The 26,379-nt window shown below is 61.9% G+C and carries 27 protein-coding genes; 12 read left to right on the plus strand and 15 right to left on the minus strand.

Annotated elements, in window-relative coordinates; all coding sequences use genetic code 11:
* Positions 1-60: 60 nt before the first annotated feature.
* The 5 genes from ACFDR6_RS32495 to ACFDR6_RS32515 form a co-directional block, all read right to left on the minus strand.
* A complete protein-coding gene (locus ACFDR6_RS32495) occupies positions 61-690 on the minus strand; it encodes a response regulator (protein WP_375860826.1) in 630 nt (209 codons plus the stop codon).
* A gap of 86 nt (positions 691-776) precedes the next feature.
* Positions 777-1,976, minus strand: a complete 1,200-nt coding sequence (locus tag ACFDR6_RS32500; RefSeq protein WP_375860827.1) for a PAS domain-containing sensor histidine kinase — start codon at positions 1,974-1,976, stop codon at positions 777-779.
* Between the two features lie 633 nt (positions 1,977-2,609).
* Positions 2,610-3,428, minus strand: a complete 819-nt coding sequence (locus tag ACFDR6_RS32505) for a hypothetical protein (RefSeq protein ID WP_375860828.1) — start codon at positions 3,426-3,428, stop codon at positions 2,610-2,612.
* 257 nt (positions 3,429-3,685) lie between these two features.
* A complete protein-coding gene (arcA, locus tag ACFDR6_RS32510) occupies positions 3,686-4,945 on the minus strand; it encodes an arginine deiminase (protein ID WP_375860829.1) in 1,260 nt (419 codons plus the stop codon).
* A 26-nt stretch (positions 4,946-4,971) separates the two neighbouring features.
* Positions 4,972-6,405, minus strand: a complete 1,434-nt coding sequence (locus ACFDR6_RS32515; protein ID WP_375860830.1) for a basic amino acid/polyamine antiporter — start codon at positions 6,403-6,405, stop codon at positions 4,972-4,974.
* Between the two features lie 428 nt (positions 6,406-6,833).
* Here ACFDR6_RS32515 and ACFDR6_RS32520 point away from each other — a divergent pair, with 428 nt between their 5' ends.
* Positions 6,834-7,337: a DUF1269 domain-containing protein gene (locus tag ACFDR6_RS32520; protein ID WP_212091950.1), complete on the plus strand. Its 504-nt coding sequence runs from the start codon at positions 6,834-6,836 to the stop codon at positions 7,335-7,337.
* A 19-nt stretch (positions 7,338-7,356) separates the two neighbouring features.
* Here ACFDR6_RS32520 and ACFDR6_RS32525 read toward each other — a convergent pair whose 3' ends face one another.
* The gene (locus tag ACFDR6_RS32525; RefSeq protein WP_317242706.1) at positions 7,357-8,070 is read right to left on the minus strand and encodes a Bax inhibitor-1/YccA family protein; all 714 of its coding nucleotides are present in this window, start codon (positions 8,068-8,070) and stop codon (positions 7,357-7,359) included.
* A gap of 254 nt (positions 8,071-8,324) precedes the next feature.
* Between ACFDR6_RS32525 and ACFDR6_RS32530 the strand changes: the two genes are divergently transcribed.
* From ACFDR6_RS32530 to ACFDR6_RS32580, 11 genes are all read left to right on the plus strand, one after another.
* Positions 8,325-8,606: a DUF6894 family protein gene (locus ACFDR6_RS32530; protein ID WP_375860831.1), complete on the plus strand. Its 282-nt coding sequence runs from the start codon at positions 8,325-8,327 to the stop codon at positions 8,604-8,606.
* An 89-nt stretch (positions 8,607-8,695) separates the two neighbouring features.
* Positions 8,696-10,135, plus strand: coding sequence for a basic amino acid/polyamine antiporter (locus ACFDR6_RS32535; protein ID WP_375860832.1), 1,440 nt, complete (start codon positions 8,696-8,698; stop codon positions 10,133-10,135).
* A 30-nt stretch (positions 10,136-10,165) separates the two neighbouring features.
* A complete protein-coding gene (locus ACFDR6_RS32540) occupies positions 10,166-10,405 on the plus strand; it encodes a hypothetical protein (RefSeq protein ID WP_375860833.1) in 240 nt (79 codons plus the stop codon).
* Between the two features lie 41 nt (positions 10,406-10,446).
* Entirely contained in the window at positions 10,447-11,568 is a 1,122-nt protein-coding gene (locus tag ACFDR6_RS32545) for an AI-2E family transporter (RefSeq protein WP_375860834.1), read from the plus strand.
* Between the two features lie 11 nt (positions 11,569-11,579).
* Positions 11,580-12,173 (plus strand): hypothetical protein, encoded by a 594-nt coding sequence (locus ACFDR6_RS32550; RefSeq protein ID WP_375860835.1) that lies wholly within the window; start codon positions 11,580-11,582, stop codon positions 12,171-12,173.
* Positions 12,174-12,659, plus strand: a complete 486-nt coding sequence (locus tag ACFDR6_RS32555; protein ID WP_212091939.1) for a DUF992 domain-containing protein — start codon at positions 12,174-12,176, stop codon at positions 12,657-12,659. It abuts the gene before it with no gap.
* 139 nt (positions 12,660-12,798) lie between these two features.
* Complete coding sequence (locus tag ACFDR6_RS32560; protein WP_212091937.1) at positions 12,799-13,356, plus strand: HdeD family acid-resistance protein; 558 nt, start codon at positions 12,799-12,801, stop codon at positions 13,354-13,356.
* A gap of 14 nt (positions 13,357-13,370) precedes the next feature.
* Positions 13,371-13,649 carry a hypothetical protein gene (locus tag ACFDR6_RS32565; RefSeq protein WP_375860836.1) on the plus strand — a complete coding sequence of 93 codons (279 nt, stop codon included), beginning with the start codon at positions 13,371-13,373 and terminating at the stop codon, positions 13,647-13,649.
* 82 nt (positions 13,650-13,731) lie between these two features.
* Positions 13,732-13,974 carry a hypothetical protein gene (locus tag ACFDR6_RS32570; protein ID WP_212091933.1) on the plus strand — a complete coding sequence of 81 codons (243 nt, stop codon included), beginning with the start codon at positions 13,732-13,734 and terminating at the stop codon, positions 13,972-13,974.
* Between the two features lie 55 nt (positions 13,975-14,029).
* Positions 14,030-15,271 carry an efflux RND transporter periplasmic adaptor subunit gene (locus ACFDR6_RS32575; RefSeq protein WP_375860837.1) on the plus strand — a complete coding sequence of 414 codons (1,242 nt, stop codon included), beginning with the start codon at positions 14,030-14,032 and terminating at the stop codon, positions 15,269-15,271.
* Positions 15,268-18,390 (plus strand): efflux RND transporter permease subunit, encoded by a 3,123-nt coding sequence (locus ACFDR6_RS32580; RefSeq protein ID WP_375860838.1) that lies wholly within the window; start codon positions 15,268-15,270, stop codon positions 18,388-18,390. The genes ACFDR6_RS32575 and ACFDR6_RS32580 overlap by 4 nt, the downstream gene beginning before the upstream one ends.
* A 38-nt stretch (positions 18,391-18,428) precedes the next feature.
* On the opposite strand, the gene ACFDR6_RS32585 is transcribed toward ACFDR6_RS32580, so the two are convergent.
* The 9 genes from ACFDR6_RS32585 to ACFDR6_RS32625 form a co-directional block, all read right to left on the minus strand.
* A complete protein-coding gene (locus ACFDR6_RS32585; RefSeq protein WP_375860839.1) occupies positions 18,429-18,818 on the minus strand; it encodes an acyl-CoA dehydrogenase family protein in 390 nt (129 codons plus the stop codon).
* 252 nt (positions 18,819-19,070) lie between these two features.
* Positions 19,071-19,718: a glutathione S-transferase family protein gene (locus ACFDR6_RS32590; RefSeq protein ID WP_212091927.1), complete on the minus strand. Its 648-nt coding sequence runs from the start codon at positions 19,716-19,718 to the stop codon at positions 19,071-19,073.
* The gene (locus ACFDR6_RS32595) at positions 19,718-20,461 is read right to left on the minus strand and encodes an SDR family NAD(P)-dependent oxidoreductase (RefSeq protein WP_375860840.1); all 744 of its coding nucleotides are present in this window, start codon (positions 20,459-20,461) and stop codon (positions 19,718-19,720) included. The genes ACFDR6_RS32590 and ACFDR6_RS32595 overlap by 1 nt, the downstream gene beginning before the upstream one ends.
* Before the next feature lie 23 nt (positions 20,462-20,484).
* Entirely contained in the window at positions 20,485-21,687 is a 1,203-nt protein-coding gene (locus ACFDR6_RS32600) for a CaiB/BaiF CoA transferase family protein (protein ID WP_375860841.1), read from the minus strand.
* Positions 21,688-21,729: 42 nt separating this feature from the next.
* Complete coding sequence (locus ACFDR6_RS32605; RefSeq protein WP_211404824.1) at positions 21,730-22,431, minus strand: ABC transporter ATP-binding protein; 702 nt, start codon at positions 22,429-22,431, stop codon at positions 21,730-21,732.
* On the minus strand, positions 22,424-23,170 hold the full coding sequence (locus ACFDR6_RS32610; RefSeq protein ID WP_375860842.1) for an ABC transporter ATP-binding protein: 747 nt from the start codon (positions 23,168-23,170) through the stop codon (positions 22,424-22,426). Before ACFDR6_RS32610 ends, ACFDR6_RS32605 begins: the two co-directional genes overlap by 8 nt.
* Positions 23,167-24,171, minus strand: a complete 1,005-nt coding sequence (locus ACFDR6_RS32615) for a branched-chain amino acid ABC transporter permease (RefSeq protein ID WP_375860843.1) — start codon at positions 24,169-24,171, stop codon at positions 23,167-23,169. Before ACFDR6_RS32615 ends, ACFDR6_RS32610 begins: the two co-directional genes overlap by 4 nt.
* A complete protein-coding gene (locus ACFDR6_RS32620) occupies positions 24,168-25,046 on the minus strand; it encodes a branched-chain amino acid ABC transporter permease (RefSeq protein WP_375860844.1) in 879 nt (292 codons plus the stop codon). The genes ACFDR6_RS32615 and ACFDR6_RS32620 overlap by 4 nt, the downstream gene beginning before the upstream one ends.
* A 54-nt stretch (positions 25,047-25,100) precedes the next feature.
* On the minus strand, positions 25,101-26,312 hold the full coding sequence (locus ACFDR6_RS32625) for an ABC transporter substrate-binding protein (protein ID WP_375860845.1): 1,212 nt from the start codon (positions 26,310-26,312) through the stop codon (positions 25,101-25,103).
* Positions 26,313-26,379: the final 67 nt, after the last annotated feature.

The raw sequence follows: 26,379 nt of genomic DNA on the forward strand, positions 1-26,379 counted from the left end.
CCGAGATGGCCGGGCGAATGTACTGACGCGGCCGCGGCCATCAAACCCGGCGGGGCATCGTCATGCCTCGACCAATTGCGCGCGGACCGCGTATCGGACCAGGCCCGCAGTCGAGCTCACGTCCAGCTTGCGCATCGCGGCGGCCCGATGCGCCTCGGTGGTCTTGACGCTGAGGTTGAGGATCGCACTGATGCCCTTGTTGCTGTAGCCTTCGGCAACCAGTTTGACGACCAGTTGCTCGCGCGGAGTGAGCCCCGGATGCCTGTCTGCATTGCTGCCAGATTGGCCGTTCAGCTCGTTCCGGCACCTCTCGGTGCAGAACCGTTTGTGCGCCAGAAGCGAATCGACGGCCGTCATCAGCAATCTGTTGGCGTCGGATTTCACCAGGAAGGCGCGCGCGCCGGCCTCAAATGCCTGCTGGGCGAGCAGGCCGGAGCTGTGCACCGTGAAAATCAGGACCTCGGTCTGCAGCGGATATTCCCTGATCCGCCGCGCGACCTCCAGTCCGGTCATTCGCGGCATGGAAAAATCGACGATGGCCACGTGAGGCCGGCTCTCGATCGCCGCTGTCAGCGCCTTGCCGCCGTCGCTCGCCTCGGCGACAACTTCCCAATCCGCCCGTTGTTCGAGCACCGCTCGCAAGCCCGACCGTACCGCTTCGTGGTCATCTGCGATGAGAAATCGCTTCATGACGAGCACTCCAATGTCGTTACTCGGCGGCTTGGCCGAAACGAATGCGTTCCGACCTGCTGCCGGTGATCAGTGTTTTTCTTCCCTCAGTGGGTGCCCGCTGGGACCCTCGTGACAGTGGCGTCCTTGCGCCGATTTCGCCTGTTAGTGACCAACGCATGCGGAAAGACGGCGCACAGAACGGTGCCGGAACGAGGCGTTGCCGGATCGGTGCGGATCTCCAGCGAACCTCCGATCTGCTCCAGTCTTGCTCTCATGGCGGGAATTCCAACGCCGGTCGATATCGGCCGGTTCGCACGGCCGGCCTGAAGCCCGCGCCCGTTGTCGCTGATGGTCAGCCGAAACTGGCTGCCGGCCCCGTCAATGACGATGCTCACCTCCGTCGCCTTTGCATGGCGGAATACGTTCGTGAGAGCTTCCTGAACGACCCGAAGCAATGAGCGCTGCGTCTCGTAGGGCAATCGATCAACGTCGGCCAGGATCCTGGTCGTGACCCGCAACGACGTGCGCGCCGCGAATCCATCGGCATAATGCTCGATCGTGGCCTTGAGCCCTTCTGTCAGATTCTGCGGGTGCAGCAGGTAGGCGAAGGCGCGGATTTCCCTGAGCGCCTCGTCGATCGACGCGTCGATCTCATCGCAAAGGCGCTCGGCTCCGACCGGATCGTCCATGGTCCGCCGGATCCGCATCAGACCGAGGCTCGCGGCAATCAGATGCTGACACGTCGAGTCGTGCAGATCGGATGCAATGCGTTGCTGAATATCCTCCTGAATAGACAGCAAATTGACACTCGCCTGCGCGGCATCAGATTCTTCGACGCCGCCTTCGAGAAGTCCGTTGCGCGCGATGCGATGGCTGCCGATCAACCGGACCGCACCACCGGCGGCGCCGTCCATGATCGGAGCGATGGTCGTTTCCATGTTCTGGCGCTGGCCGCCAAACGCAAGGCGATGGCGAATCCTGACCTCGGCTCCTTCTGCGAGACACGCGCGGAGAGCTTCGCTGACGGCTCTGGCGTCGTCTCTGCCGAGGCAGTTGGAGACGTCCATCTCCCGGATGTCTTCCGACGAGACGCCGAGGCGAAGCTCGAACGCCGGATTGATCCCCTCATACACGAAGTGCCCTTCAAACGAAGGGCGTACTGCAAAAAGAAGATCGGATGAGAAGACCCAGTAAAGGCGTTCGCTGGTTTCTTCCGGGCCAAGTCTTTCTTGCGAGCCAAGTCGCAACCACCCTCTGACACTGGTTCCACTCGACTCACAGGCGGGCGAGCTATGCAGCTTCACGGTACGCACCACTATTCACCGGTGACGCCCGACATTGAAGCTCAACATATTGAAGCTCAATACATTGAGGTCGAACATCGAGAGTCTCCTCCCTGCCCCGCCGGCGAGATATCCATCCATGGACCAGGAGACGCACGCCCTTGGGGTCGGCAGAGTATACACCGTAAGGTTGCTCACACCACCAGGTAGTGTTGCTGACGGAATAAAATCTCGCACCGGTGAAATGACGTCGGGAGGGATCGAATGGCTGGTTTTTGCCGGATTATCCCGCCGTAATTCAAATAAGCTGCAACAGATACTCAAGCGCAGCAAATCGCCTTCACGATTGCGCCGAGGCGATCGCACCAGTTGAGACGCGATGTGCTAGCGGCTCATAGCGCCGCGCGTATTCGACTTGTTCTTCTTTCCCTTCCTTGCGTTTGGCACAGGCTGTTGCGGCGGCACGATCACCAGCGGATGAGACGGCGCCCGCAACCGTTGGGTGCCGGCGTCGTCCCTGAGTGCATCCGTATCGAGACGCTGGCTCCGGTCCACGGAGTCGCGCGCGTCCGCGGCCGCGGCGGATGCCGCCGTCAAACTGACTATGACCCCGAATAGCACCCAAGCGCGCCTCAACGTCATCTTGCAGATCTCTCAAAAGGCAAAGTCAAGCCGGGGACCGATCCTGATATCCCTGTAGCGCCGCACCATGACGTTCGATTCTCGCGCCTCATACAGCACACTCGTCGTAAGCGAAATATTGCTGGCGAAATTATACCTCAGGCCGATGTCCGCGGAGTAGATCTGATCCTGTCGTCCCCTGTTCAAGCCGTCGGTGAACCAGAAGGCTTCGAACAACGGCGTGCTCACGATTGACCATTCTGGATCGAGCTTGACCTCAATGCCGAGCAAGGCATCGAAGCGCCAGCGCCGAGCTTCCGCTAGGTCGGAAAACCGGTAGGTCAGGAGTAATAGCGGTGAGAATGTCACATTGTTCACGCGGAGGTCGCGTGCCACCGAGCCCATCAGATCGTCCGACGTGAAAGCGAGATCGCGGTAGACCCCGTCGAAATCGTATCGGTGCTCGTAGATGGCGGAGAAGCGCCAGCCGTTCCAGTTCTCCGTCAGGCGCGCTCCCATCCGCGCCACTGCGGCATTGCCGTCCTTCTCTCTCGCAAAGGCATCGTATTGTGCGCGTGCGTAGAGCCGGTACGACAGGTCATCTGTGAGGTTTCCATCCAGCCTGACGCTCACGTCGGGCTCATAGAAGAAATCCGACCTGCGATTGTCCCGGCTGAACAGGGCATTATCGGTAAAGTTCGACGTGACGGAACCGACGACACTCCAGGACGGAGCGGAGTAGTACGGAACGGGACTGCTCGCCTTCAATTCGGTGAGATCAACGTCGGCAGCCCAAACAGTGCCGGTTCCCAACAACCACAAGACCGGCAAAAACGTTCTCGACCTGCGCATCGTGTGCCTCTTTGGCTTTTGCGTGCACCAGGAATCGTCTTAGCCTGGGCAACGATTGTGGCGTGTTGATGATATGATTCAAAATCAGAGATTGAATCGATGGACCGCCATTTCGTTAATTGCCGAAAGGTTCTCACTCACCGCGTCGCATGGAGGCCAATCCTGCGCCTCTCCAATCGCGCAGGTGCAAGAGGGCCGGAGCAGCGCTCCGCCCCGACAGACCGGCCTCACGACCGAACCCCGTCTTTTCGCATGACTTAGTAGTCCGCCGGATCCCTGATGATCGGACAGGTCATGCAATGACCGCCTCCCCGTCCGCGCCCGAGCTCCGCACCGACGATCGTGATCACCTCGATCCCTTCCTTGCGCAGCAGGGTGTTGGTGTAGGTATTGCGGTCATAGGCGAACACCACGCCAGGAGACGCGCAAACCAGATTGGCGCCGCTGTCCCACTGTGTTCGCTCGCGCATATAGGCGTTTCCCCCGGTCTCGATCACACGCAACTTCTTCAGACCAAGGGCTTGCGCCACGACATCCACGAACGGCTTTTCATCCCTGCGCAGCTCGAGGCCGGCCGAATTGTCGGCTGGCCGGTAGGAAAACGCCGCGATGTTGTCGACGATGTCGGGATACAGCAGAACGCAATCCCTGTCAGCGAACGTGAAGACCGTATCGAGATGCATCGCCGCACGGAGCTTCGGCATCGCCGCCACGATCACGCGCTCCGCCGCCTTCTTCTTGAACAGGGCTGCGGCGACCTGGCTGATCGCCTGCCGCGAGGTGCGCTCGCTCAACCCGATCAGCACGTTGCCCTTACCGATCGGCATCACGTCGCCGCCTTCCAGCGTCGCAAGACCGTGGTCCCGCGTCGGATCACCCCACCAGACATTGACCTTACCGGCGAAATCCGGATGGAACATGTAGATGGCGGTCGCGAGGATCGGCTCTTCGTGCCGCGCCGGCCAGTAGAGCGAGTTCAGCGTGACCCCGCCATAGATCCAGCAGGTCGTGTCCCGCGTATACAACGTGTTGGGAAGCGGCGGCAGCAGATACTCGGTCATGCCGGCGGCTTCGCGCACGAGCCTGAGCATCTCGCCGCCATGAGCGTCGGGGAAGTCGTGGGTGGAAACGCCCCCGATCAGTGTTTCGGCCAGGTCGCGCGGCTTCAAGCCGTCCAGATAGCTCCGCAGTTCGTCGACCAGGCCGAGACCGACCTGATCGGGCACCACCTGGTTATCGAGAATCCACTTGCGCGCCTCAGGGATTGCGACCGTTTCCGTCAGCAGGTCGTGCATCTCGACGACTTCGATACCGCGGTCACGCATCTTCTGGACGAAGTCGAAGTGATCGCGCTTGGCATTCTCGACCCACAGCACGTCATCGAACAGCAGGGTGTCGCAATTGGACGGTGTAAGGCGTTGATGGGCGCGGCCGGGTGAGCAGACCATCACCTTCCGGAGTTGACCGACCTCCGAATGGACCCCGAAGGAAACCGAGCCCGACGCCTGCTTTGCCATGGGAGTTCTCCCGGGAGTTGCCTTGCCTAGATGGTGATGTAGCCGATGGCCAAACCGTGGATTCCGACAGCAGCGCCCACGGCGGCGGCGATGAAGATGACCCACTCGACGGCCGTAAAGACCCTCGCTTTCTGCTCCAGACGCGCCCAGAAGTAGAGTACCGTCCCGGGCGCATAGAGGATCAAGGACAGCAGCAGGAACTTCATTCCGGCGGCGTAGATCAGGAATAGCGTGTAGACGACGGCGATGCCGGCAAAGATCATGTCGCGCGTTCTGTCGCCGTTGTCCTTCCCATAGGTCTCGCCTCGCCTGGCGAGCAGAAGCCCATAGGCTGCGACGAGGAAGAACGGAATCAGCGACATCACGCTCGTCAGATTGAGCATCAACGCGAATGCATCCTGCGACCAATAGGTGCTGATGACGAAGAGCTGAACGATCGCATTGGTGAGCCAAAGCGCCGCGGCCGGCACCTTGTTCGCATTTTCCGTGCCGAACAGGGCCGGCATGTCCCTGGTCCGGCCCGCGGCGGAGAGCACTTCGGCGCAGATCAGCGACCAGGCGAGATAGGCCCCCAGCACCGAAACCAGAAGTCCGACGCTGACGAAGATCGCACCCCAATGTCCGACGACCGCCTCAAGTACGGTCGCCATCGACGGCTGCCGCATGCCGGCGATCTCGGCGCGGGGAAGCACGGCATAGGGCAGCATGGTCACGAGCACCATCAGGCTCGTCACGATCGCAAATCCCAAAATGGTCGCAGCGCCGACATGCGCGCGTTCCTTGGCGTAGCGCGAATAGACGCTGGCGCCCTCGATGCCGAGAAAGACGAAAACGGTGACGAGCATGGTCGCACGAATCTGCTCGAACAAGCCCTTGTCCGGCATGCCTTCACCGCCCCAGAAATTCGTTTGAAACAGGTCCGCCTTGAACCCGACGATCAGAATGACGATGAAGACGAGGATCGGCACGATCTTCGCGATCGTCACGATCGTGTTGATGGCGGCCGCCTGCTGCACGCCGCGCAGAATCATGAAATGGAACAGCCATATTCCGATCGAAGCGACGACGATCGCGATCACGGTGTTCCCGTCCCCGAAGACCGGGAAGAAGGCGCCCAGCGTCGACTTGATCAGCACCCAATAGGAGACGTTGCCGATGCAGCTCCCTATCCAGTATCCGAATGCCGACAGAAAGCCGGGATAGTCGCCGAACCCCTCCTTCGCGTAGGCATAGACGCCGGCATCGAGCTCGGGCTTTCGTTCCGCCAGCGCCTGGAACACTCGCGCGAGGGTGTACATGCCGCCGCCTGCGATGCACCAGGCGAAGATGGCACCGAACGGTCCGGTGGCGATGCCGAAGGTCCTCGGCAGCGAAAAGATGCCCGAGCCGACCATCGAGCCGACCACCATCGCGGTCAACGCGAACAACGAGAGCTTTTGGATTGACGACGTCCCAGCCATGTGAAGACCTCGCGACACGAGCTTGCGTTGCATCCCGGCCGATCGACTTGTCCACCGGTTGCACCATGCGCCTTGCGCCGGGGCTGGAATATCGGGTGATTACCTAGTCGAGGATCGGGATTCTCCTCGCCAATGAAGGAGCGCTCCCGATGGAGACGCAGTTCGCAGCCGTTGGAGGGCGTCGTTTTCTCTTCGCGCCAGGCACTGCCGTTCAGTATGTCGGTGCCTGTGGCCGTGGGAGGCGGGAGCTCAAGCATCGGTTGGGAACGGATCCACCGTCCCTCCATGGAGATGATCAGGAACATTCATCCCACACCTCCCGGGGTTTTCTCCGATGCCGCGCCGGGGAGCCTGCAGCTAATCTTTCGGTGTGTCCCGCCGGGCCTCCCAGGCTTGGCCGGCGGAGCTCGACCCAGCAGGAGGCTTGCATGTCCGATCTCGTAGCGATCGTGTATCCATCTGAGGCGAAGGCCGAAGAAGTGCGTCAACGGCTGCTCAGGCTGCAGAAGGAATATCTGATCACACTCAGCGATGCGGTGATCGCCGTGAAAACCGATTCCGGCGGCATCAAGCTCAATCAACTCGTCAACACGACGGCGGTGGGCGCGATGACCGGAAGTTTCTGGGGTCTCCTGATCGGCGTGATCTTCCTCAATCCGATCCTCGGTGTCGCGGTCGGCGCGGCATCCGGCGCGCTCGGCGGCGCCCTCTCCGATTTTGGCATCGACGACGCCTTCATGAAGGAATTGTCTGCTTCGCTTCACACGGGCAACGCCGCCTTGTTCGTCCTGATCAAGAACATGACGGCGGACAAGGTGCTGAAGGAGATCAAGGACGCCGGGGGGACTGTGCTGAAAACGTCGCTGGATGACACCAAGGAACAGGCCTTGCGCGACGCGCTCGCGAGCGCGGCTGAACGGCCGGCGGCCTGAACGGCCGCCTTCGGCCTGCTCAGCGCCGACCACCGGCGAGTCGCAGCAGCATCATGAACAGGTTGATGAAATTGAGGTAGAGCGACAGTGCCGAAATCACGGACTTGCGGCCAGCCGACGTTTCATCATCCCTGCCGTCGTACATTGCCTTGATCCGCTGCGTGTCGTAGGCCGTGAGTCCGGCAAACACACCGACGCCAACGACCGAGATCAGCCAGTCCAGCCCGGAAGACTGCAGGAAGAAGTTGACCAGGCTGGTGATGATGACGCCGATCAGGCCCATGAACAAGAAGGTGCCGAGACCGGACAGGTCGCGTCGTGTGGTGTAGCCGAATACGCTGAGCGCTCCGAAGGTTGCTGCCGCGATGAAGAAGACGCGCGTGATCGACGCATTGGTGTAGATATGGAACAGCGTCGAGAGCGACACGCCGACCAGGGCGGCATAGATGAAGAACAGAAGCCGTGCCGTTGATACCGACAGCGTATCGATGCGCGAACCGATGAAGAAGACCAGCGCCAACGGCGCCAGGATGAAGACCCACATCAGCGGACTCTGCAGCAAGGCGGGACCGGTGAGCTGATAGGTCAGCCACGCGACGACGGCGGTCAGGCCGACGCCGGCGGCCATGTAATTGTAGATGCGCATCATGTAGTCACGCAGTCCGGCATCCACCGCGATTGTGCCACCACCGCCCGCACGCGCGGCCGTCAGGTTCTGATCGTAATTCGGCATCGCTCGTCTCCTCTCAGCGCTTGCTGACGGGGCCTATGCTATTCCCCGAGATCAGAGGACGGCATCGGACAATCACCCGAATGCCAGCGGGGAAACCACCCTGTATGCCCGCAATTTACTGGCGATCCGCAGCGACGATCCCGCCCATTACAATACGGAAATCTGGAACCGCCGCTCACCTGTCCTCCTTTTGGAGGGGGCGCCTTACGCGTTTGTCACTAGGAGATGGTCGCCGCGCGGACTAATCGGCTGACATGCGCTTCTATTTTCACATCGTCGACAGATACGGTCTCACTCCCGATGGTGTCGGCGGCGAATATTCCGATCAGGGTGCGGCAGTTCTGCACGCCCAACGCATTGCGGCCGAGCTCGCGAAGGCCGGTGAATTCTGCCGTGCCGGCGTCGTGCTTTTGGCAGCCGCTCCCGGGCCATCATCGGGTCCCGACGAAGGCACGACCGCCCCACTGCTACGGCCTGCAGGCGGCGCAGAACCGACTGGCCATTTCCTGCCCCTGCTTCCTACAGAGAATCCCTGATGTGCGAGGGGGAAAGCCGCCTCTAAAGTCTTCGCCGGGATCGAGCGGCATCGGTGTCCGCCGATCGCGGATTGGAAGGCCATCTTGCCATGGCTTCGTTACCGAATGAGGTCGACCAAAAACTCTCGCGCAATGCGCTCATCGCGCTCGTGGTGGGGTCGATGGTCGGCTCCGGCATTTTCGCACTCCCTGCATCATTCGGGCGGACCACGGGTGCGCTCGGCGCGATGATCGCCTGGACGGTCGCAGGCTCCGGCATGCTGATGCTCGCCTTCGTGTTCCAGGCCTTGTCATACCGAAAGCCGGACCTCGACGCCGGCATCTATGCCTACGCCAGGGCCGGGTTCGGCGAGTATATCGGCTTCGCTTCGGCCGTGGGGTACTGGATCGGATGCTGCCTTGCGGATGTCGCCTGTCTCGTTTTGATCAAGGCAACACTCGGACAGTTCTTTCCTGTCTTCGGTGACGGTACAACGGCGGTGGCGATCGCTTCGGCGTCCGTCCTGCTGTGGAGCGTGCACATTCTGCTGCTGCGCGGCATCAAAAACGCCGCCACGCTCAATACGATCGCGACCTACGCCAAGATCATCCCGATCCTGCTGTTCATCGCGGCCGCGGCCATCGCCTTCGACGGCGGGCTTTTCTCCATGAACTTCACGGGAACGGAGCAGCCTGAGCATTCAAACGTGCTCACCCAGGTTCGCGGCACGATGCTCCTGACCGTGTTCGTGTTCGTCGGGATTGAAGGCGCCAGTGTCTATTCCCGCTATGCCCGGAGCCGCACCGATGTTGGGTTTGCAACCATTGCCGGCTTTCTGACGGTGCTCAGCTTGCTCGTCCTCGTGACATTGCTGTCCTATGGCGTGCTGCTGCGGCCGGAACTGGCGGATCTGCCGACGCCATCCATGGCCGGCGTCATGGAAGCGATCGTCGGCCGCTGGGGCAGCATGTTCATCAGCGTGGCACTCCTGATCTCGGTCCTCGGCAACTACCTGTCCTGGTCTCTCCTGGCGGCTGAGGTGCTGCATTCCGCGGCGGTCCACCGCACCATGCCGTCCTTTCTCGCAACAGTGAACGCGTACAAGGTCCCGGCTGGAGCGCTCTGGCTCACCAACTGCGTCATTCAGACTTTCCTTCTCGTCACCTGGTTTGCGGAATATGCATTCACGCTCGCCCTGAAGATGACGAGCGCGATGACGCTGATCCCGTATTTTTTTGTTGCGGCTTACGGTCTCAAGCTCGCCTGGACCGGCGAGGCTTACGGCGCCGGCGAACGCGCCCGTGTCGTTGATTGGATCCGCTCGGCAGTCGCGACGGTCTACGCGGCCGGCATGATCTACGCAGGCGGGCCGAAGTTTCTCCTGCTGTCCTCGATCCTCTATGCACCTGGCACGCTGCTGTTTCTTCTCGCCCGGCGCGAGCGCAAGGAAGCGGCATTCAGGCCATTCGAGGCAGTTCTCTTTGCGGTGATTACGGTCGCCGCATGTGTCGGCGCCTACGCACTGTCCACCGGAGCCATCTCGATTTGAGTCCTGGTCCTTGGCTGCATGGAGGCGAGTATGAGCATTCGAACCATCTGGGGCGCCCTGATCCTGGGCGGGTTGGTGGCGATTTCCGTATCTCCACCCCCGTTGCTGGCCCAGTCGACTGACAAGGGAGTGCTGGCGCCGAAGGACACCGGCGCATCGGTGCCGAAGAACGTGGCGCCCAATGTCAATACGAACCCGACCAAGCACCGCTATTGGCGCCATCGCGGCGGCAAGCATCCGCACTTCGGCAGCCGCCGCGTCCGCACCTAGGTGCCGCGAACGATCATCCACCCTCGCGATTGGACCGATCCATGAGCGATTCCAGGACAGGGCCGGAGCGGCTTCGCGAACTCGTTCCGCACGACGAGTCCAGCGGCCTGCCGGAGCAAGCCGGGCGCGGCGTTCTCGCGACCGCGCTCAGCCTGCTCGCTGCCTGCGTCCTGCTGTTTCTGGCGTGGCAGACAGTGTCCAGTCTCCTGCTCATCTTTGCAGGCGTGTTGTTCGGCGCATTTCTGGATGCCTGCGCAAGGGCGCTGGCCCCGATCCTTCCGCTCGCTCGCGTCTGGCGGCTGACGATCGTCCTGCTGCTGTTCTCCGCCCTGTCGGGATTTGGACTGGTATGGGGCGCTGGCAAGCTACCGGAGCAGACCCGCCTCCTGCTGAAGGTCATGGACAGCCAGATCGACGTCCTGCAGGAGCATCTCCTGTCCTACGGAGTCGACCTGCTCGGCCCGGAATGGGGCCGCGACTTTGCGCAATGGCTGTTCTCGGACCAGGGGCGTTTTCTCAGCCACGCCCAGTTCGTGCTCGGCGGAGCATCGAGTCTTCTGACCGGCGCGCTGGTCATCGTATTCCTCGGAATCCTCTTCGCCTTCGATCCGACCAGCCATCGCGAGAGCCTGGTCATGTTGGTGAAGCGACCCTACCGCGCGCGAACAAGAGCGGTCATGGACGAGATGGGCAGCGTGATGCGGTTGTGGCTGATCGGACAGTTCATCCGGATCATTCTCATGACGCTGTGCGTCTGGGTCGCACTCTATCTGGTCGGGCTGCCCGGACCTCTGGTGCTCGGACTGCAGGCAGGCTTGTCGAACTTCATTCCATATCTCGGACCGATCGTGGCGGCGCTTCCGATCGCGCTGGTCGCAATGCCACTCGGCGGCTCGCTTCTGATCTGGGCCGTGCTCATCTACACGATCATCCAGTCGATCGAAGGCTACGTGATCGGCCCGCTGATCCACCGTCAGGCGGTCGAGATCCCTCCTGCCTGGACGCTCGTCGCGATCGTGATGCTTGGCGCACTGTTCGGCGTCCTGGGCATCGCGATGGCCATGCCCCTGGTGGCAATCGGCCGTGTCGCAATCATCCGGTTCTACGTCGAGGACTATCTCGGCGACGACCCCAAGCCGACGTTCGGCAGCAACCGATCGTGAGTGGGTGGACCATGAGCGAGACCGATCTACAACGGAACGAGGGCGCGGAGCCTGCCGCGCCTCATTTCAACATGGCCCGTTTCTTGTGGCAGCAACTCCCTTATGTGGTGGCGCTGGTGCTCGCCGTCGCAGGCGTCGCCTATACCAACGTCTCCCACCAGCCTCTCGTCGGCTACTGGGAATTCCTGGCGCTCGCCATCGGCGTGGTCTGCGTCGTCACGAAATGGCCGGAGACACAAGGCAAGGACGCCCAGCTCCGATTGATCTGGACCCAGGCGCTGCACTGGATCGCCGTCCTGGTCACGATGAACATCATGCTGATGTCGGGGGTCCAGCAATTGCTCCCGACACCGGCGACCGGCTTGGTCCTGCTGACGTTGCTCGCGCTCGGCACTTTCCTCGCGGGCGTCAGCCTTCTGTCGCTACAGATTTCATTTCTGGGCCTTGCGATGGGCGTGACCGTTCCGGCGATATCCTGGCTGAAGCAATCCGTCTTTTTCTTCCTGCTTGGCGCGGTGCTGTTGATCGGCCTCGGCATCACGTTCTGGCTTCGCCAGGATCGACGACCCGCGGCCGCGCCCGTGAACGACCAGATGGAGGCTTGAATGCCAATGATACGGTTCCTTTGCCTTGCTGCATGCGCGTTGCTTTGCACCGCCGCATCGCCCGCCCGCGCCGACGCATTCCGGGTCGGCAGACTGTTATGCCTCAGCTCACCGCGCGTGGGCTTGGTCCTCGGATCGGTGCAATCGCTGCGCTGTACTTTCTTCTATGCCCGCAGACCGCCTCGACAATACATCTACGAGGGACGCATAAGGCGCGTCGGTCTCGACCTAGGAGCGACCTCCGCGGGTAGTCTCTCCTGGGCGGTCTTCGCCAAGAATTCGCGGATCGGTCCCGGTACGCTGCGTGGAAACTATGTGGGCGCGAGCGCCAATGTCGCATTCGGCCCCGGCCTCGGGGCCAATGTCCTGATTGGCGGCTCGCGCCGGAGCGTGATGTTGCAGCCGCTTTCGATCGAGCGATCCATTGGAATCAATCTGGCGGCGGGCGTGACCAACCTCTCTCTCGGTCCGCGCGGCAGGCGCTAGCTCGTTCAGGGCGATCCCTCCCGAGACTCCATGCGAACATTCCCGCCCGGTCGCTCAGGGTTTCGTCGGATGTCGACGCTCCGGCTCCAAAGCTACCGTCGCGTCGGGGTGGCGATCCCTAGTAGATCAGGAGCGTGGCATGACAGTCTATGACAGCCGGTCCGGCATCGCAGCTCTGGGCCCTCCACCCCTGTGGGTTTGCGCTCTCCTTGGCGTCGTCATGATCGCCGCCGGTATCGCAGCCCTCAGCGACGTGGCGTTCGCGACCATCATCAGCGTGAAGTTGATCGGATTGACCGCGATCGCGGCCGGCGCATTCGAGATCGTCCACGCTTTCTGGACCAAAGGATGGGGCGGCTTCCTGTGGCAGATCCTGCTCGGCGCCCTTTACGTCGCCTTCGGGCTCGTGCTGCTGACCGAACCCGCCTCCGGCGCCCTGGTCCTCACGTATTTTCTAGGCGCGGTCCTGATCGCCTCAGGTGTCATTCGATGCGTGCTGAGCTTTGCCCATTGGCGCGAAAGCGGATGGATGATGCTGATCTCCGGCATCTTCGGGTTGGTCGCCGGCGCGCTGATCCTGTTCAGCTTCGTCACCATGAGCCCGTGGATCCTCGGATTCCTGCTTGGCGTCGACCTGATCTCGCACGGCCTCGCCTGGCTGCTTTACGCGCTTCAGTCCGTGCGACGGACTGCGTAACACAAGGAGAGAAGATGATGGATACGCCCAACCGCCGCGCTTTCCTTGGCCTTGCCCGAAATGCCGTAGCTGTCGCGGCGATCGGCGCCATCGGCGTCCGCTTCATTGCGGTTGCGGAAGCGATGCCGATCGCACCCGATCTCGGCCAGACCGACCGGCGGCCGGATCTCCTGACGCAGGCACAATGGGGACCGCCGCCTCGTCCTGGCTGGCGCCGCCGGCGACCGCGCAGCCGCCGCTGGGTTTGCTGGTGGCATCGCGGGCGTCGGCGCTGCGGATGGCGGTGGCTCTAGGCCCACGCCCTTGCGCAACCGCAAGGCGGCCGACGGGTCATGAAGGCGCCGGGTAGCACCAAGCCGGACGACGGAGGAGATCGTGCGCCACACCAACCTATGGCTTCTCGGAGCCATTCTCGCGGCGCTTCTCGTTCTCGCGACCTGGTACTCCCTGGCGGTATGGCAGGAAGCGCCATCAATGCCGTTTTACCGCAACGCCATCCTGGCGGGCGCTGCAATCCTGATGCTGGTGTCCGGCGGCGGCTTGATCGCACTGATGTTCTATAGCCGGCGCAGGGGTTACGACGAGCCCGTGCGCGGCGATCGAGCACCGCGGGAGTAAGGAGGCGCCGGTGAAGCACCGGCTTGGTCCCAAGCCCGGTTGCAAGGAGCGGACGATGAACCTTGCTGGCGTCTCGATCAGGCTGCTGGTGGCAATTCTCCCGACGATCATCGCCGGCGGGCCGGGCCGGACCCAGCCCGCCGCGCCGGGGCCACCCGCGGTCGGCGTGGTGGAAGCGACAAGGCGACCCATCACCGAGAGCAGTGAATTTCTCGGGCGGATCGAGGCGATCAACCGGGTCAATGTCGTTGCGCGCGTCACCGCATTTCTGGAACGGCGCCTGTTCGAGGAAGGCGCCGAGGTCAGCAAAGGCGATGAGCTCTACCGGCTCGAACGTGGCCCATTCGAAGCGGATCTGGCGTCGAAACAGGCGCAGGTGGCGCAGCTTCAGGCGACACTCGAGAATGCCAAGCAGACGACGGAACGTGCGCGGACTCTGCTCGGAGGCCCTGCCGGGCAACAATCCACCTACGACGCCGCCATCGCGAACCAGCTCAGCCTCGAAGCCCAGGTCCAGGCCGCGCAAGCCCAGGCTCAGGCCTCCCGGATCAATCTCGACTACACCAAGATCGTCGCGCCGATCGCCGGCAAGATCGGACGCACGGCTTTGACGGAAGGCAACGTCGTCGGCCCAAGCTCGGGCGTGTTGACCACCATCGTCAGTCAGGACCCGATGTACGTCACCTTCCCCGTGCCGTTGCGCCAAGGACTGGAACTACGGGAACGATACGGGCCGCAAGGCGGCCTGGAGGCCGTCGTCATCAGGCTGCGACTGCCCGACGGCCGCATGTACGGTCAGTCCGGCAAACTGAATTTCGTCGACAATACCATTGCCCAGAACACCGACACGATCACCGTGCGCGGCGAGATCGGCAATCCCATTCTGCGGGCGTCCTCGGCGCCCGGCGTCACCGTTCACGAGCTGACCGACGGCGAATTCGTGACGGTCGTGCTGGAGGGGGTCCAGCCGATCGAGGTGCTGGCGATCCCGCGCTCCGCCGTGCTCTCCGATCAGCAGGGCGATTATGTTCTCGCAGTCGGCGCCGACAACAAGGCCGAGCAGCGCCGCATCCAGCTCGGGCAATCGACGCCGACCATCGCGGCAGTCATCGCCGGGCTCGCGGCCGGCGACAGGGTGATCGTCGAAGGGCTGCAGCGGGTTCGCCCCGGCCAGGTCGTTTCGCCGGGGCCGGCAAGCCCAATGATCCTGTCGAGCATGAAGGCCGCGGATGGCGCGGCTCCGCAAGCAGCTCCGGGCACCTCCGGCAAGGCCGGCCGGGCGGGCGACAGGCCATGATGTCCGCGGTCTTCATCGATCGTCCCCGGCTAGCGATGGTGATCGCCTTCATCATCACCATCGCCGGCGCGCTCGCTCTGACGCAGATTCCGGTGGCGCAATTTCCCGACATCGTGCCGCCACAGGTCACCGTCTCAGGCACCTTCCCGGGCGCATCCGCCGAAGTCGTCGAGAACAGCGTCGCCCAGCCCCTGGAGGCACAGATCATCGGCGTCGACCGCGCGCTCTACATGAAATCGACCAGCGCCAGCGACGGGAGCTACACGCTGACGGTTTCGTTCGCGCTCGGCACGAACCCCGACATCAACACCGTCAATGTCAACAACCGCGTGCAAAGCGCGCTGTCGCAGTTGCCGACCGAAGTGCAGCAACAGGGCGTGACGGTCCGCAAGCGGTCCTCGTCGATCCTGCAATTCCTCGTGCTCTACAGCGCCAATGGCGAGCAGGATCCACTGTTCATCACGAACTACGCCATCATCAACGTGCTCGACGCGATCGCGAGCACCCCGGGTGTCGGCCAGGCCAATCTGTTCGCCAAGATGAACTACTCGATGCGGATCTGGTTCGACACGCAACGGCTCACCAGCCTCAATCTCACGCCGTCGGACGTCATTGCCGCAATTCGCACGCAAAGCGTCCAGGCGCCGGTCGGCCGCATCGGCGCGCGCCCGATCAGTGAGGACCAGCAATTCCAGTTCAACGTGCAGACCCTGGGCCGGCTCGCCACCGTCGACCAGTTCGCCAACATCGTGCTTCGCGCCAACCCGGACGGCTCGTCCCTGCTGGTGAAGGACGTCGCCCGTGTCGAGATGGGCGCGCAGAACCTCGACAGCGAAGCGCGGATCGACGGACGCGCAGCCGTTCCGGTCGCGATCTATCTGGCGCCGGGCGCCAACGCGGTGACCACCGCGCAAGCCGTGGCGGCGACGATGCAGCGGCTGTCGCAGCACTTCCCCGCCGGGCTGAGCTACCTCGTGCAATACGATTCCACGAGCTTCGTGCGCGACACCATCGCAGAGGTGTTGCAGACGCTGGGCGAGGCCTTCGTGCTGGTCGTGATCGTGGTGTACCTCTTCCTCGGCAACCTCCGGGCCACGGTCATCCCGGCAATCGCGGTTCCGGTAAGCCTGATCGGCACATTCGCCGTCCTGCTGGTGCTGGGTTATTCCGCCAATACGGTGTCCCTGCTGGCGATGGTGCTCGCGATCGGCATCGTCGTGGACGATGCCATCGTCGTCGTCGAGAACGTCGAACGGGTCATGCAGGAGGAGCCTGACCTTTCTCCGACCGAGGCCAGCAAGAAGGCCATGACCCAGATCACCGCACCGATCGTGGCGATCACCCTGGTGCTGCTGTCGGTCTTCGTACCTATTGCATTCATTCCAGGCGTTTCCGGAACTCTGTTTCGCCAGTTCGCGGTGACGATCAGCGCCGCGATGGTGATCTCAGCGTTGAACGCGCTGACACTGTCGCCCGCTCTGTGCGCGCTGTTCCTGCGCCACGCCGGACCCAGGCGCGGCATCATGGGCCGCGTCCTCGGCTCGATCGACTGGATTCGCGACCGCTACAGCAGCGGCGTCCGTCGCCTCGTGCGCATGGCCAGCCTCTCCGCTCTGCTCGTCGCGCTCCTTGCCGCCGGCATCTTCGGCATGTCGCTGATCACGCCGACGGGTTTCCTGCCCGAGGAAGATCAGGGCGCCTTCTTCACCTCGGTGCAATTGCCGGACGGCGCGTCGGTGGCGCGAACCAGCGAGGTCACCCGAGAGGTCGAAGACATCCTGAAGCAGATGCCAGCTGTCGACCACGTTCTTGCCATCGTCGGCTTTTCCCTGCTCGACGGCGCCTCCGAATCGAACAGCGCGCTGGTCGTGACGCGCCTGAAGCCATTTGCCGACCGCAAGGCAGCAACGGATTCCGCGCAAGCACTGATCCGGCAGACCTTCGCGGCCGGCGCGCAGATCCGACAGGCCAATGTGCTGCCGTTCAACCTGCCACCGATCATCGGTCTCTCCACCGGCGGCGGGTTCGAATATCAGCTCCAGGCATTGGAAGGACAGAGCCCGGCCGAGATCTCGAGCGTCACAAACGCGCTGATCGGCGCCGCCAATGCCGATCCACGTCTGGTGCGCGTCTTTTCCACTTTCACAGCGACCAATCCGTCGATCCATCTCGACATCGACCGCGGCAAGGCGCAGGCACTCGGAGTGACGATCAGCGACATCTTCACCGCCCTGCAGGCGACGCTCGGCGGCATCTACGTCAACAACTTCAACCGGTTTGGCCGCACCTGGCAGGTCAACGTCCAGGGCGAAGCGTTCGATCGCAGCGATATCTCTGACATATGGCGCATCTATCTGCGCAACGCCGCCGGCCAGATGGTGCCGATCAGATCGCTGGCTGGGGTCAGGATCGTGACCGGGCCCCAGGTGATCACCCGCTACAACAATTACCGCTCGGTCACGGTGAACGGCAGCCCGGCGCCCGGAGTCTCCTCGGGCACCGCGATGGCCGCGATGGCCGATGTCTCAAATGCCGTGCTGCCCGTCGGTTACAGTTTCGCATGGACCGGCACCGCGTACCAGGAGCAACAGGCCGCCGGCCAGACCGGCATCGTGCTGATGCTTGCCGTGCTGTTTGCCTATTTGTTCCTGGTGGCGCTCTATGAGAGCACGGTGATCCCGATCCCGGTGCTTCTGTCCGTCGTCGTCGGCGTGCTCGGCTCCTATGCCGGCATCAAGCTCGCAGGCCTCAATCTCGACCTCTACGGCCAGATCGGGCTGGTGGTGCTGATCGCGCTCGCCGCCAAGAACGGGATTCTGATCGTCGAATTCGCCAAGGAGCAACGCGAAGCGGGCGTGGTGCTAGAGGACGCCGCGGTCCAGGGCGCCCATATGCGCTTCCGTGCGGTCATGATGACCTCCGTGGCCTTCATCCTTGGCCTGCTGCCGCTGGTGATCGCGACCGGCGCTGCGGAGCTCAGCCGCAGGGCTGTCGGTACAGCCGTGTTTGCGGGCATGCTCGCCGCGAGCTCGATCGGAATCTTCCTGGTGCCGATGCTCTACGTGACGTTCCAGCGTCTGCGGGAACTCGTGAAGAGCAAGCCATTGCCCACCCATTGAATCGACCGGGCGCACTTGGTCGACCGCATTGAATTGGGTCAGTCGCTCACGCCGTCCCGCAGCACCAGCCGCGCGATGTTGAGCTGATGTATCTGGCTGGTGCCCTCGTAGAGCCGGAACAGGCGGACGTCCCTGTACCAGCGCTCGATGGACGAAAGGTCCGCGATATAGCCGGCGCCGCCGAACATCGGCACGCAACGGTCGGCCACGCGGCCGCACATCTCCGTCGCGAAATACTTGCACATCGACGCTTCGATCGCGACATCTTCGCCGCGGTCGCGCTTGCGCGCCGTCTCGAGGATCATCGATTGCGCCGCAAAGATCTCGGTCCGGCAGTCGGCGATCATCGCCTGGACGAGCTGATAGTTCGCAACCGGCTCGCCGAACTGGACGCGGCTCTTGGCATGACGGACGGCCATGTCGAGCATCCTCTCGCTCGCGTCGTGCGAACACGGGCCATCGCCTGCCACGCAGAAGAGCTGCGGGGATTTCAGGCGACGCGACGTCGCGAGTGCTTAGCCGGCGGGGCAGAGCGCAAGCACTTAATGCGGGTGAAGAAGCCTCATATCGCCGCCCCCTTGCGTGCATGGCGCGCCGTAGCGGTGCAGGAGATCGCTCGTGATGACCTCGTTTGCTGCCAAAACGGTCCGGGAGGTGGTCATCTCCCCTCTGCTCTCGTCCTAGATCTGAGCGAGATTTGCCCTTTCCCCGCTCCGGTATCCCTCGCGCGAGGTAACGCGCTCAAGATACGGAACGGCACTGTCGCAGATCCCGACGCCGTATTCGATCGCCCATGTCAGACAGGTCGTTAGCAATATATCGGCCGTGGTGAACTGGTTTCCCATGAGGTATTGACGGCCGTCGGACAGCGCAACGTCGACATGGCGGAGTTGCCCGCGAAAGTACTCGGCAGCCTGGGAAACGACCTGAGGAGCTTCGCCGTAGATGTGGGCCAGCCCCTTGTTGGTGCCATGCCGCCTCATGACATACAGGCTCGTTGAATCCAGTTCGGTTACGATGAAGAAGCACCACTCCAACCACTTCGCGTAAAGCTTCGGGCAGTTCGGAACGAGGCCGCCATCGGACGTCCGGTGCTTGCTGGCCAGATACGCTACGATCGCAGCACTTTCTCCGATGGTCAGGTCACCGTCCTGCAGAAGCGGAATCTTCTGGCGCGGATTCAGCGCCGTATATTCCGCCGTCTTGGTTTCTCCCGATCGCGGCAGGATCGGCCGCGACTGGTACGGAAGATCGAGTTCATGAAGCGCCCAATGCGCGCGAATGGTGCGTGAGGTGCCGACACCCCACAGGATGAGACCATCTGTCATCACCATGTCTCCACCGACGGACGCAAATCGAGTTCGTGAGTCCAGCCGTCTTTGGATTGTTGGTGAGCAAACCAGTACGCTTCGGCAATGGAGGCCGTTTTGGTAAGGCTATCGGGTGGAATTTCGCTAGCGCTAACTCCGGTCGCCGCCTTCATGCGCTGATGAATGGCTTCGCTGTCAACGCCCGCGTCGATCAAGAGATGGACGACGTGAATGTTCTTCGGTCCAAGCTCACGGGCCATCGCTTGGGCGACGGCTCGCAAGCCGAACTTTGCCGCCGAAAATGCTGCAAAGCCCTTTCCTCCTCGAACGCTTGCGGTCGCGCCGGTGAACAGCATCGTACCCCGTCCACGTGTGGACATGTGCTTCGCCGCCTCACGGCCCACTAGAAAACCCGCATAGCAAGCAAGTTCCCAGGCCTTGAAAAACAGCTTCTCAGTTGTCTCTACCAATGGCTTGTTCACGTTCGATCCGGCGTTGAAGAGACACACTTCGATCGGACCGACATCTCTCTCGACATCCGTGAACAGTTTCTGAATTTCCTCTTCCTTGCGCGCATCGACGCTGTAAGCGCGCACCTCATGTCCAGCGGCGCTGAGTTCGTCAACCAGTGCCTGAGATTTGGCGGCCTCTCGCCGTGCGATGCAGACCTTATACCCGCCTTGCGCAAAACGGCGCGCCACGGCTGCACCTATGGCGTCCCCTGCACCGACCAGAAGGGCTACCCCGTTTGACTTCGTCATTGCTGTCTCCACAACATCAGATTTTACTTGGACGCCGCGCGGACAGACTTGTTCGCGATCATTGCATCGATTGCGCTGTCACTGTAGCCGAGCTCGCGCAGTACCACGCGCGAGTGTTCACCTACCCGTGGCGCCGGACCACCGATGGCGGCCTTGTTGACCTCGAAGATGGCTGCAGGCTTCGGCTGCCGCACCCGCCCCACCGTCGGCTGGTCGAACTCTTCGATCAGGCTGCGCGCCACGACCTGCTCGTTCTGGACGATCTCTCCGCGACGCAAGATCGGCGCGCACGGCACATCGGCGGCATCCAACCGCTGCAGCCACTCAGCGGTGGTTCGCTCAGCGATGTACTCCTGCATCTTGTTGATGCGCGCGGTGGCGTTTACGAAGCGCGCCCCCGGGGTCGCAAACCGCTCGTCCTCGACCAGCTTCGGATCTCCAGAAGCCTTGCAGAAGCCCTGCCATTCGGAGTCCGAAATCGTGCCGCAGGTGATATACCCGTCGAGCGTCTTGAATACGAGGTCCGGCCGATCGTTGGGATCCCTGGTCGTGGCCTCGGCACCGACTACTGTATATTGCATCATGCCTTCCGGCCACAGATACGAGATCATGGCATCCAGCATTGCCACCTGGATGTGGTCGCCCTGCCCGGTCTTCTCCCGTGCATAAAGCGCCGAGGACACCGCCTGCGCCGTGAACACCGACGTTGTCTTGTCGCAAACGATGGTGCGGATCATCTGCGGGCGATTGGTCACCGGCTGCGACTGAATGTCGGCAAAACCGGACAGCGCCTGCACGATCGGATCATAGACGCGCTTCTTCACATACGGCCCGCTGTCGCCGACCCCGCTGATCGAGACATAAATCAGCCGCGGGTACTTCTTGCGCAGCTCCTCCTGGCCGAGTCCGAGGCGCTCCATTGTGCCGGGACGGAAGTTCTGCACCAGCACGTCGCTCTGCGCCGCCAGCTTGGCCAGCACCTCGCGGCCCGTCTCGCTCTTGATATCGATCGAAAGGGAGCGCTTGCCGCGATTGCACGAAACGAACAACGCCGAGAACTCGCCGGCTGCGTCGATCAGCGTCCGGCTCCGACGCGTGCCGTCGCCGCTCGTCGGCTCGATCTTGAGCACATCCGCTCCCTGATCCGCCAGAAACATGGTCGCGTATGGACCCGACACCACCGCTGTCAGATCCAGGACGCGCACTCCACTCAAAGGTCCTGGCATTTCCTCACTTCCTCCGTTGGTCCGTCGTCTTCAGCTTCAATGTCACACGCTCAAATACATGCGCCTGATATCGTCGTTTGCAATCAGGGATTTCGTGTCGCCGGCGAATTGAACCCGCCCCTGACTGAGCACGTAGACATAGTCAGCCAGTTGGGTCGCGAGGTGATAGTTCTGCTCCACCAGCAGAAGCGGGGTCCCGGACGCCTTGATGTCCATGAGCACGGCTTCGAGCTTCTCTATGATCACCGGCGCCAGGCCTTCGCTGGGCTCATCAAGAATCATGAGGTCTGGACCTGCCACCAGCGCCCGCCCGATAGCCAGCATCTGCTGTTCACCGCCAGACAATTGTCCGCCGAGACTCTTGCGCCGTTCGGCGAGGCGGGGAAAGATCTCGAACACATACTCGATGGGCTTACGCCGGGGCCGGCGTTTCGACGCACCATAGGCAATGGCAAGATGCTCTTCGACAGTTACGGTGGGGAAGATGCCGCGATCCTCCGGCACGAAGGCAATGCCGGATTTCACGATCCGATGCGTCGGCAGCCGTGTGATATCAATCTCATTGAAGACGACGCGGCCACGCCGCGCGGGCGTCAGCCCCAATATTGAGCGCAGCGTCGTCGTCTTGCCAGCACCGTTGCGGCCGAGCACCGCCACGCACTGCGCGGTGGTTACGGAGAGATCAACGCCTTGCAGTACGTGGCTTTCGCCATAATAGGTGTGAAGGTGCTCGACCTTAAGCATGGCGCTGCCCCAGATAAGCCTGGATCACCTGAGGATTGGACTGGATCTGATCCCTCGTCCCCGTTGCGAGCACCCTGCCGTAACTCAGCACCGTGATGATGTCGCAGATCGCAAAGACGACATCCATGTCATGCTCGACAAGCAGAATGGTCAATTCGGGTGACAAGCCGTTGATCAGCTTGATCAGACTGGTACGCTCGTCAGGCGACGTGCCCGCCGCAGGCTCGTCCATCAGCAAGATCTTCGGCTCCGCACAGAGCGCGATCGCGACCTCGAGTTGACGCTTCTGTCCGTAGGAGAGTTCGTTGACTCTCCGGTGCAGCACGGTGTCCAGATGCATTTGCTCTGCCGCAAGACGCGCTTTCCGGACGACGTCGGTAAATGACCGGCACGACTGGAATATGGAACGCCGCGAGGCATCAAATGCTTGACATGCAACACGCAGGTTCTCAAGAACAGTGACACTCTCAAGCAGCATGTTCTTTTGAAAGGAGCGTGAAAGACCGCCTCGCGTGACGAGATCGGGCCGCCCCTGCTTCACCGGAACCCCCTGAATGAGAATTTCGCCGCTGGTCGGCGGCTGCCATCCCGTGATGATGTTGAACAGCGTGGTTTTGCCGGCGCCGTTGGGGCCGATCACCGCATGGCGTTGACCAGACGGCACCTTCAGATCGAGGTCACTGATGACCTGCAGCCCGCCGAAGGCCTTGCGAAGGTTTCGGATTTCGAGGGCGCTCATTGCCGTTTCCCGATCAGCATGCTGATGGAGCCGAGAACGCCACCGCGGAAGAACGCAACCACAAGCATGAAGAAGATACCGAAGAACAAATTGTACTCTTCCGTAATCATGCTCAGCGCCTGCTTGACCACGACGAAGACCGCGGCTCCCACAAATGGCCCGAGAATTACATTGGCGCCGCCGATGATGACCATCAGCACCCCCTCACCGCTCATCTGCCAGCTCATCGCATCGGGATTGACGAAATAGGTGTACTGCGACTGAAGAATACCTGCGACCGCACAGATCACGGCAGCCAGCGCGAACGATCCGACCTTGTAGTTGGCGACCGCATATCCCATCGACATCATGCGACGCTCGTTTTCACGAATGCCGATGAGGACGCTGCCAAAGGGCGACGTTACGATTCGCCACAGCATCAGCAGGGAAAGAACCGCGACAACGAGTACGTAATAATAGAAGACGGTGGGGTTGTCCGCGCTCATGCCGAGTAGCGACAGATCGGGGCGCGGAATTCCCGTCATTCCATCCGACCCGTTGGTCCAGCGCAACTTGATCGCGGCGCCATAGAACATCTGCGAGAACGCCAGTGTGATCAGGAGGAATTCAACGCCACGCGTCCGGGTGCAAATCGCGCCGATTGGCGCCGCGATCGCGGCCACGGCTACTAACGTGACTGGGGCTGAGATCCACAGCGGCCAGCCCAACAGAGCCGTTCCGATCGCGATGCCGTATCCCCCGAACCCGAGAAACATCGCCTGTCCTAGAGATACGAGACCGGTGTATCCGGTCAGAAGATTGATGCCAGATGCAAATATTCCCGCGATCATGACTTCGACTGCCAGGGTCATGACGTAGCCAGACACGAACGATGGCAGCGCGCATAAGCCGAAGCCAATAGTGACGAACAAGGCGGCGTACGCACGATGTGAAGCGGGAAGCGGCAGAGGCTTCATTGCTCCGGCTCTCCGCTCGCTCGTGAGCGTGACATCTGCGCTCATGCAACCCTCCCGACCGCGCCGAAAAGGCCCTGCGGGCGAAAGATCATCACAGCTATCAGAAGGACGTAAATTGCAAACAGCTCGGCTTCCGGAAGATAAGCCTGAGCAAATGTATCCGTCATGCCGACGATAAGCGAGGCGTAGAACGACCCCTTGAGATTGCCGAGGCCGCCCACCACCACGACCACAAAGGTCGTGACGACAATGCCGATGCCCATGCTGGAGTAGATGCTCATGACCGGCGCCGAGACGACGCCGGCAAATCCGGCTAGCGCGGAACCGAACCCGAATACCAGCGCGAACAAGACATTGATGTTGATTCCGAGCGCCGTGACCATCTCGCGGTTGTCGACCCCGGCCCGCAGCGTGGCCCCGACCAGGGTGCGATCGATCACCAGGATGAGCCCGACGGCGATGGCGATGCCAATCGCGATGATGAATAGCCGATAGATCGGATACTCAATTCCCAGCAAGGCGACACGGCCCATCAGGACATCAGGCGTGACAATGCTGTGAAACGCCGATCCAAAGATATACTCGACTGCGCCGGCGGTGGCGAACAGCAGGCCGAACGTCAGCAACGCAAGATCGAGATGCGTCGAGCGGCCGCGCTGCGCCAGGGGCTGCAGCACGAAGAATTGGAGGATGAAGCCGGCCGCGAACGGAAGCAGCGGACCAACGAGCAGCGCGAGCCAGAACGAACCCGTGTTGTTGGCGACGACCAACCCGAAATAGGCCCCCATCGTAAAGAAGGCGCCGTGAGCCAGATTGAGAATGTTCATCAGCCCGAAGATCAACGTAAGGCCGACGGCGAGAAGGAACACCAACATGCTCAACTGCACGCCGTTGAGAAGTTGGATCAGGAAAGGCTGCATGCTTCACCCAAATTCGAGAGACGCGGGGCCCGCCGGAGCGAACCCCGCCTCGGATCAGAACGATTTCGTGCAACCCGGCAGATCGCCAGCGCCAGGAAACTGGTCCAGCGGCTTACGCTGCATCTTGCCGTCGGCGCCCTTGACGATCTCGACCACATAGACCTTCTCAAGCAATGCGCTGTTCTGCGCGTTGAACTTGATCTTCCCGCGTGGCGAATCGAACGTCAGGTCTCGCATGGTCGAAATGAACTTCGCGCGGTCTTGCGGCATCTCGCCGCCGAGCTTTTCGAGAGTGAGCATGATGGCCTTGCCGTTGTCGTAACCAAGCGCCGCGCTCACGTCGGGATCCTGCTTGTACTTTGCGTTATAGGCCTTGACGAACTTCTGATTCGCCTCGGTTTCGATGCTGGGGTGATGCGTGGCGACGTGCTGGGCATTGAGCGCCAGATCGCCGAGTGCGGGCCACAGCGCCTCGTCGTAGACCCAGTGATCGCCAATAAACGGAATCTTGGTGCGAAGGCCGAAATCAGCGTGCTGCTTGACGACCTGGATTGCTTCCGCGCCTGCATAGAATGCGTAGATGATTTGCGCGCCGGAGTTGGCAGCCTGCGTCAATGCGGCGCTGTAGTCCTTTGTCTTCTGGAACGGTGTCCAGATTTCCTCGATAACCTTTCCGCCGTTGTCTTCGAAGCCGCGCTTGAACCCCCCGATAAATGCGCGGCCCGCAGAGTAATCAGGCCCCATCGTCACGGCGGTCTTGATCCCCTTGCTTGCCCAGTACTTGCCGGAGGCATATTCAAATCCGTTGGCGCTGAACGAGGTGCGAGCGATGTATGGGCTGCAGAACTTGCCGGTGATCTCGTCCGCGAAAGCGTTCACGAACACCATCGGCATTTTGTTCTTGTCGGCAAGCTCCGAGATGGCAATGCCGACATTCGAACCGACGACACCGGCAACCAGATCGACCTTGTCCGACTGAACGAACTTGTTGAATCTCTGAACGCCCACGCTCGGCGTCAACTCGTCGTCCGCGCGGACAATCTCGATGGGACGACCGTTGCTCTTGTTGCCGAACTCTTCCAGTGCGATTTGAAAGCCGCGATCGATGCTTTCCGCCGGAACTGCATAGACGCCCTTGTACGGCAGCATCAGACCGATCTTGATGGCGCCCTTCTCCTGCGCGTAGGCCGGCACGCCGGCCGATGCTGCGAGACCGATCGCCCCGGCGAGCCCCACAAGCACGTATCCCTTGAAAGAAGTTGCCATTTCGCTCTCCCTCGTGCCGGCCCGTCCGCCCGGAACTCCCGCTTGAGGAGTCGCGGCACGGCGGTCG

Source organism: Bradyrhizobium tunisiense, from assembly GCF_042263385.1.
GTDB classification, from domain to species: Bacteria; Pseudomonadota; Alphaproteobacteria; order Rhizobiales; family Xanthobacteraceae; genus Bradyrhizobium; species Bradyrhizobium tunisiense.

Coding starts and splice junctions, on each gene's coding strand:
- ACFDR6_RS32525 (WP_317242706.1), bottom strand. CDS start 8,070: ATGCCGAATTACGATCAGAACCTGACGGCCGCGCGTGCGGGCGGTGGT.
- arcA (WP_375860829.1), bottom strand. CDS start 4,945: ATGGCAAAGCAGGCGTCGGGCTCGGTTTCCTTCGGGGTCCATTCGGAG.
- ACFDR6_RS32535 (WP_375860832.1), top strand. CDS start 8,696: ATGGCTTCGTTACCGAATGAGGTCGACCAAAAACTCTCGCGCAATGCG.
- ACFDR6_RS32575 (WP_375860837.1), top strand. CDS start 14,030: ATGAACCTTGCTGGCGTCTCGATCAGGCTGCTGGTGGCAATTCTCCCG.
- ACFDR6_RS32590 (WP_212091927.1), bottom strand. CDS start 19,718: ATGACAGATGGTCTCATCCTGTGGGGTGTCGGCACCTCACGCACCATT.
- ACFDR6_RS32605 (WP_211404824.1), bottom strand. CDS start 22,431: ATGCTTAAGGTCGAGCACCTTCACACCTATTATGGCGAAAGCCACGTA.
- ACFDR6_RS32515 (WP_375860830.1), bottom strand. CDS start 6,405: ATGGCTGGGACGTCGTCAATCCAAAAGCTCTCGTTGTTCGCGTTGACC.
- ACFDR6_RS32560 (WP_212091937.1), top strand. CDS start 12,799: ATGACAGTCTATGACAGCCGGTCCGGCATCGCAGCTCTGGGCCCTCCA.
- ACFDR6_RS32565 (WP_375860836.1), top strand. CDS start 13,371: ATGATGGATACGCCCAACCGCCGCGCTTTCCTTGGCCTTGCCCGAAAT.
- ACFDR6_RS32580 (WP_375860838.1), top strand. CDS start 15,268: ATGATGTCCGCGGTCTTCATCGATCGTCCCCGGCTAGCGATGGTGATC.
- ACFDR6_RS32550 (WP_375860835.1), top strand. CDS start 11,580: ATGAGCGAGACCGATCTACAACGGAACGAGGGCGCGGAGCCTGCCGCG.
- ACFDR6_RS32585 (WP_375860839.1), bottom strand. CDS start 18,818: ATGCTCGACATGGCCGTCCGTCATGCCAAGAGCCGCGTCCAGTTCGGC.
- ACFDR6_RS32595 (WP_375860840.1), bottom strand. CDS start 20,461: ATGACGAAGTCAAACGGGGTAGCCCTTCTGGTCGGTGCAGGGGACGCC.
- ACFDR6_RS32555 (WP_212091939.1), top strand. CDS start 12,174: ATGCCAATGATACGGTTCCTTTGCCTTGCTGCATGCGCGTTGCTTTGC.
- ACFDR6_RS32520 (WP_212091950.1), top strand. CDS start 6,834: ATGTCCGATCTCGTAGCGATCGTGTATCCATCTGAGGCGAAGGCCGAA.
- ACFDR6_RS32625 (WP_375860845.1), bottom strand. CDS start 26,312: ATGGCAACTTCTTTCAAGGGATACGTGCTTGTGGGGCTCGCCGGGGCG.
- ACFDR6_RS32505 (WP_375860828.1), bottom strand. CDS start 3,428: ATGCGCAGGTCGAGAACGTTTTTGCCGGTCTTGTGGTTGTTGGGAACC.
- ACFDR6_RS32495 (WP_375860826.1), bottom strand. CDS start 690: ATGAAGCGATTTCTCATCGCAGATGACCACGAAGCGGTACGGTCGGGC.
- ACFDR6_RS32600 (WP_375860841.1), bottom strand. CDS start 21,687: ATGCCAGGACCTTTGAGTGGAGTGCGCGTCCTGGATCTGACAGCGGTG.
- ACFDR6_RS32545 (WP_375860834.1), top strand. CDS start 10,447: ATGAGCGATTCCAGGACAGGGCCGGAGCGGCTTCGCGAACTCGTTCCG.
- ACFDR6_RS32620 (WP_375860844.1), bottom strand. CDS start 25,046: ATGCAGCCTTTCCTGATCCAACTTCTCAACGGCGTGCAGTTGAGCATG.
- ACFDR6_RS32530 (WP_375860831.1), top strand. CDS start 8,325: ATGCGCTTCTATTTTCACATCGTCGACAGATACGGTCTCACTCCCGAT.
- ACFDR6_RS32540 (WP_375860833.1), top strand. CDS start 10,166: ATGAGCATTCGAACCATCTGGGGCGCCCTGATCCTGGGCGGGTTGGTG.
- ACFDR6_RS32610 (WP_375860842.1), bottom strand. CDS start 23,170: ATGAGCGCCCTCGAAATCCGAAACCTTCGCAAGGCCTTCGGCGGGCTG.
- ACFDR6_RS32615 (WP_375860843.1), bottom strand. CDS start 24,171: ATGAGCGCAGATGTCACGCTCACGAGCGAGCGGAGAGCCGGAGCAATG.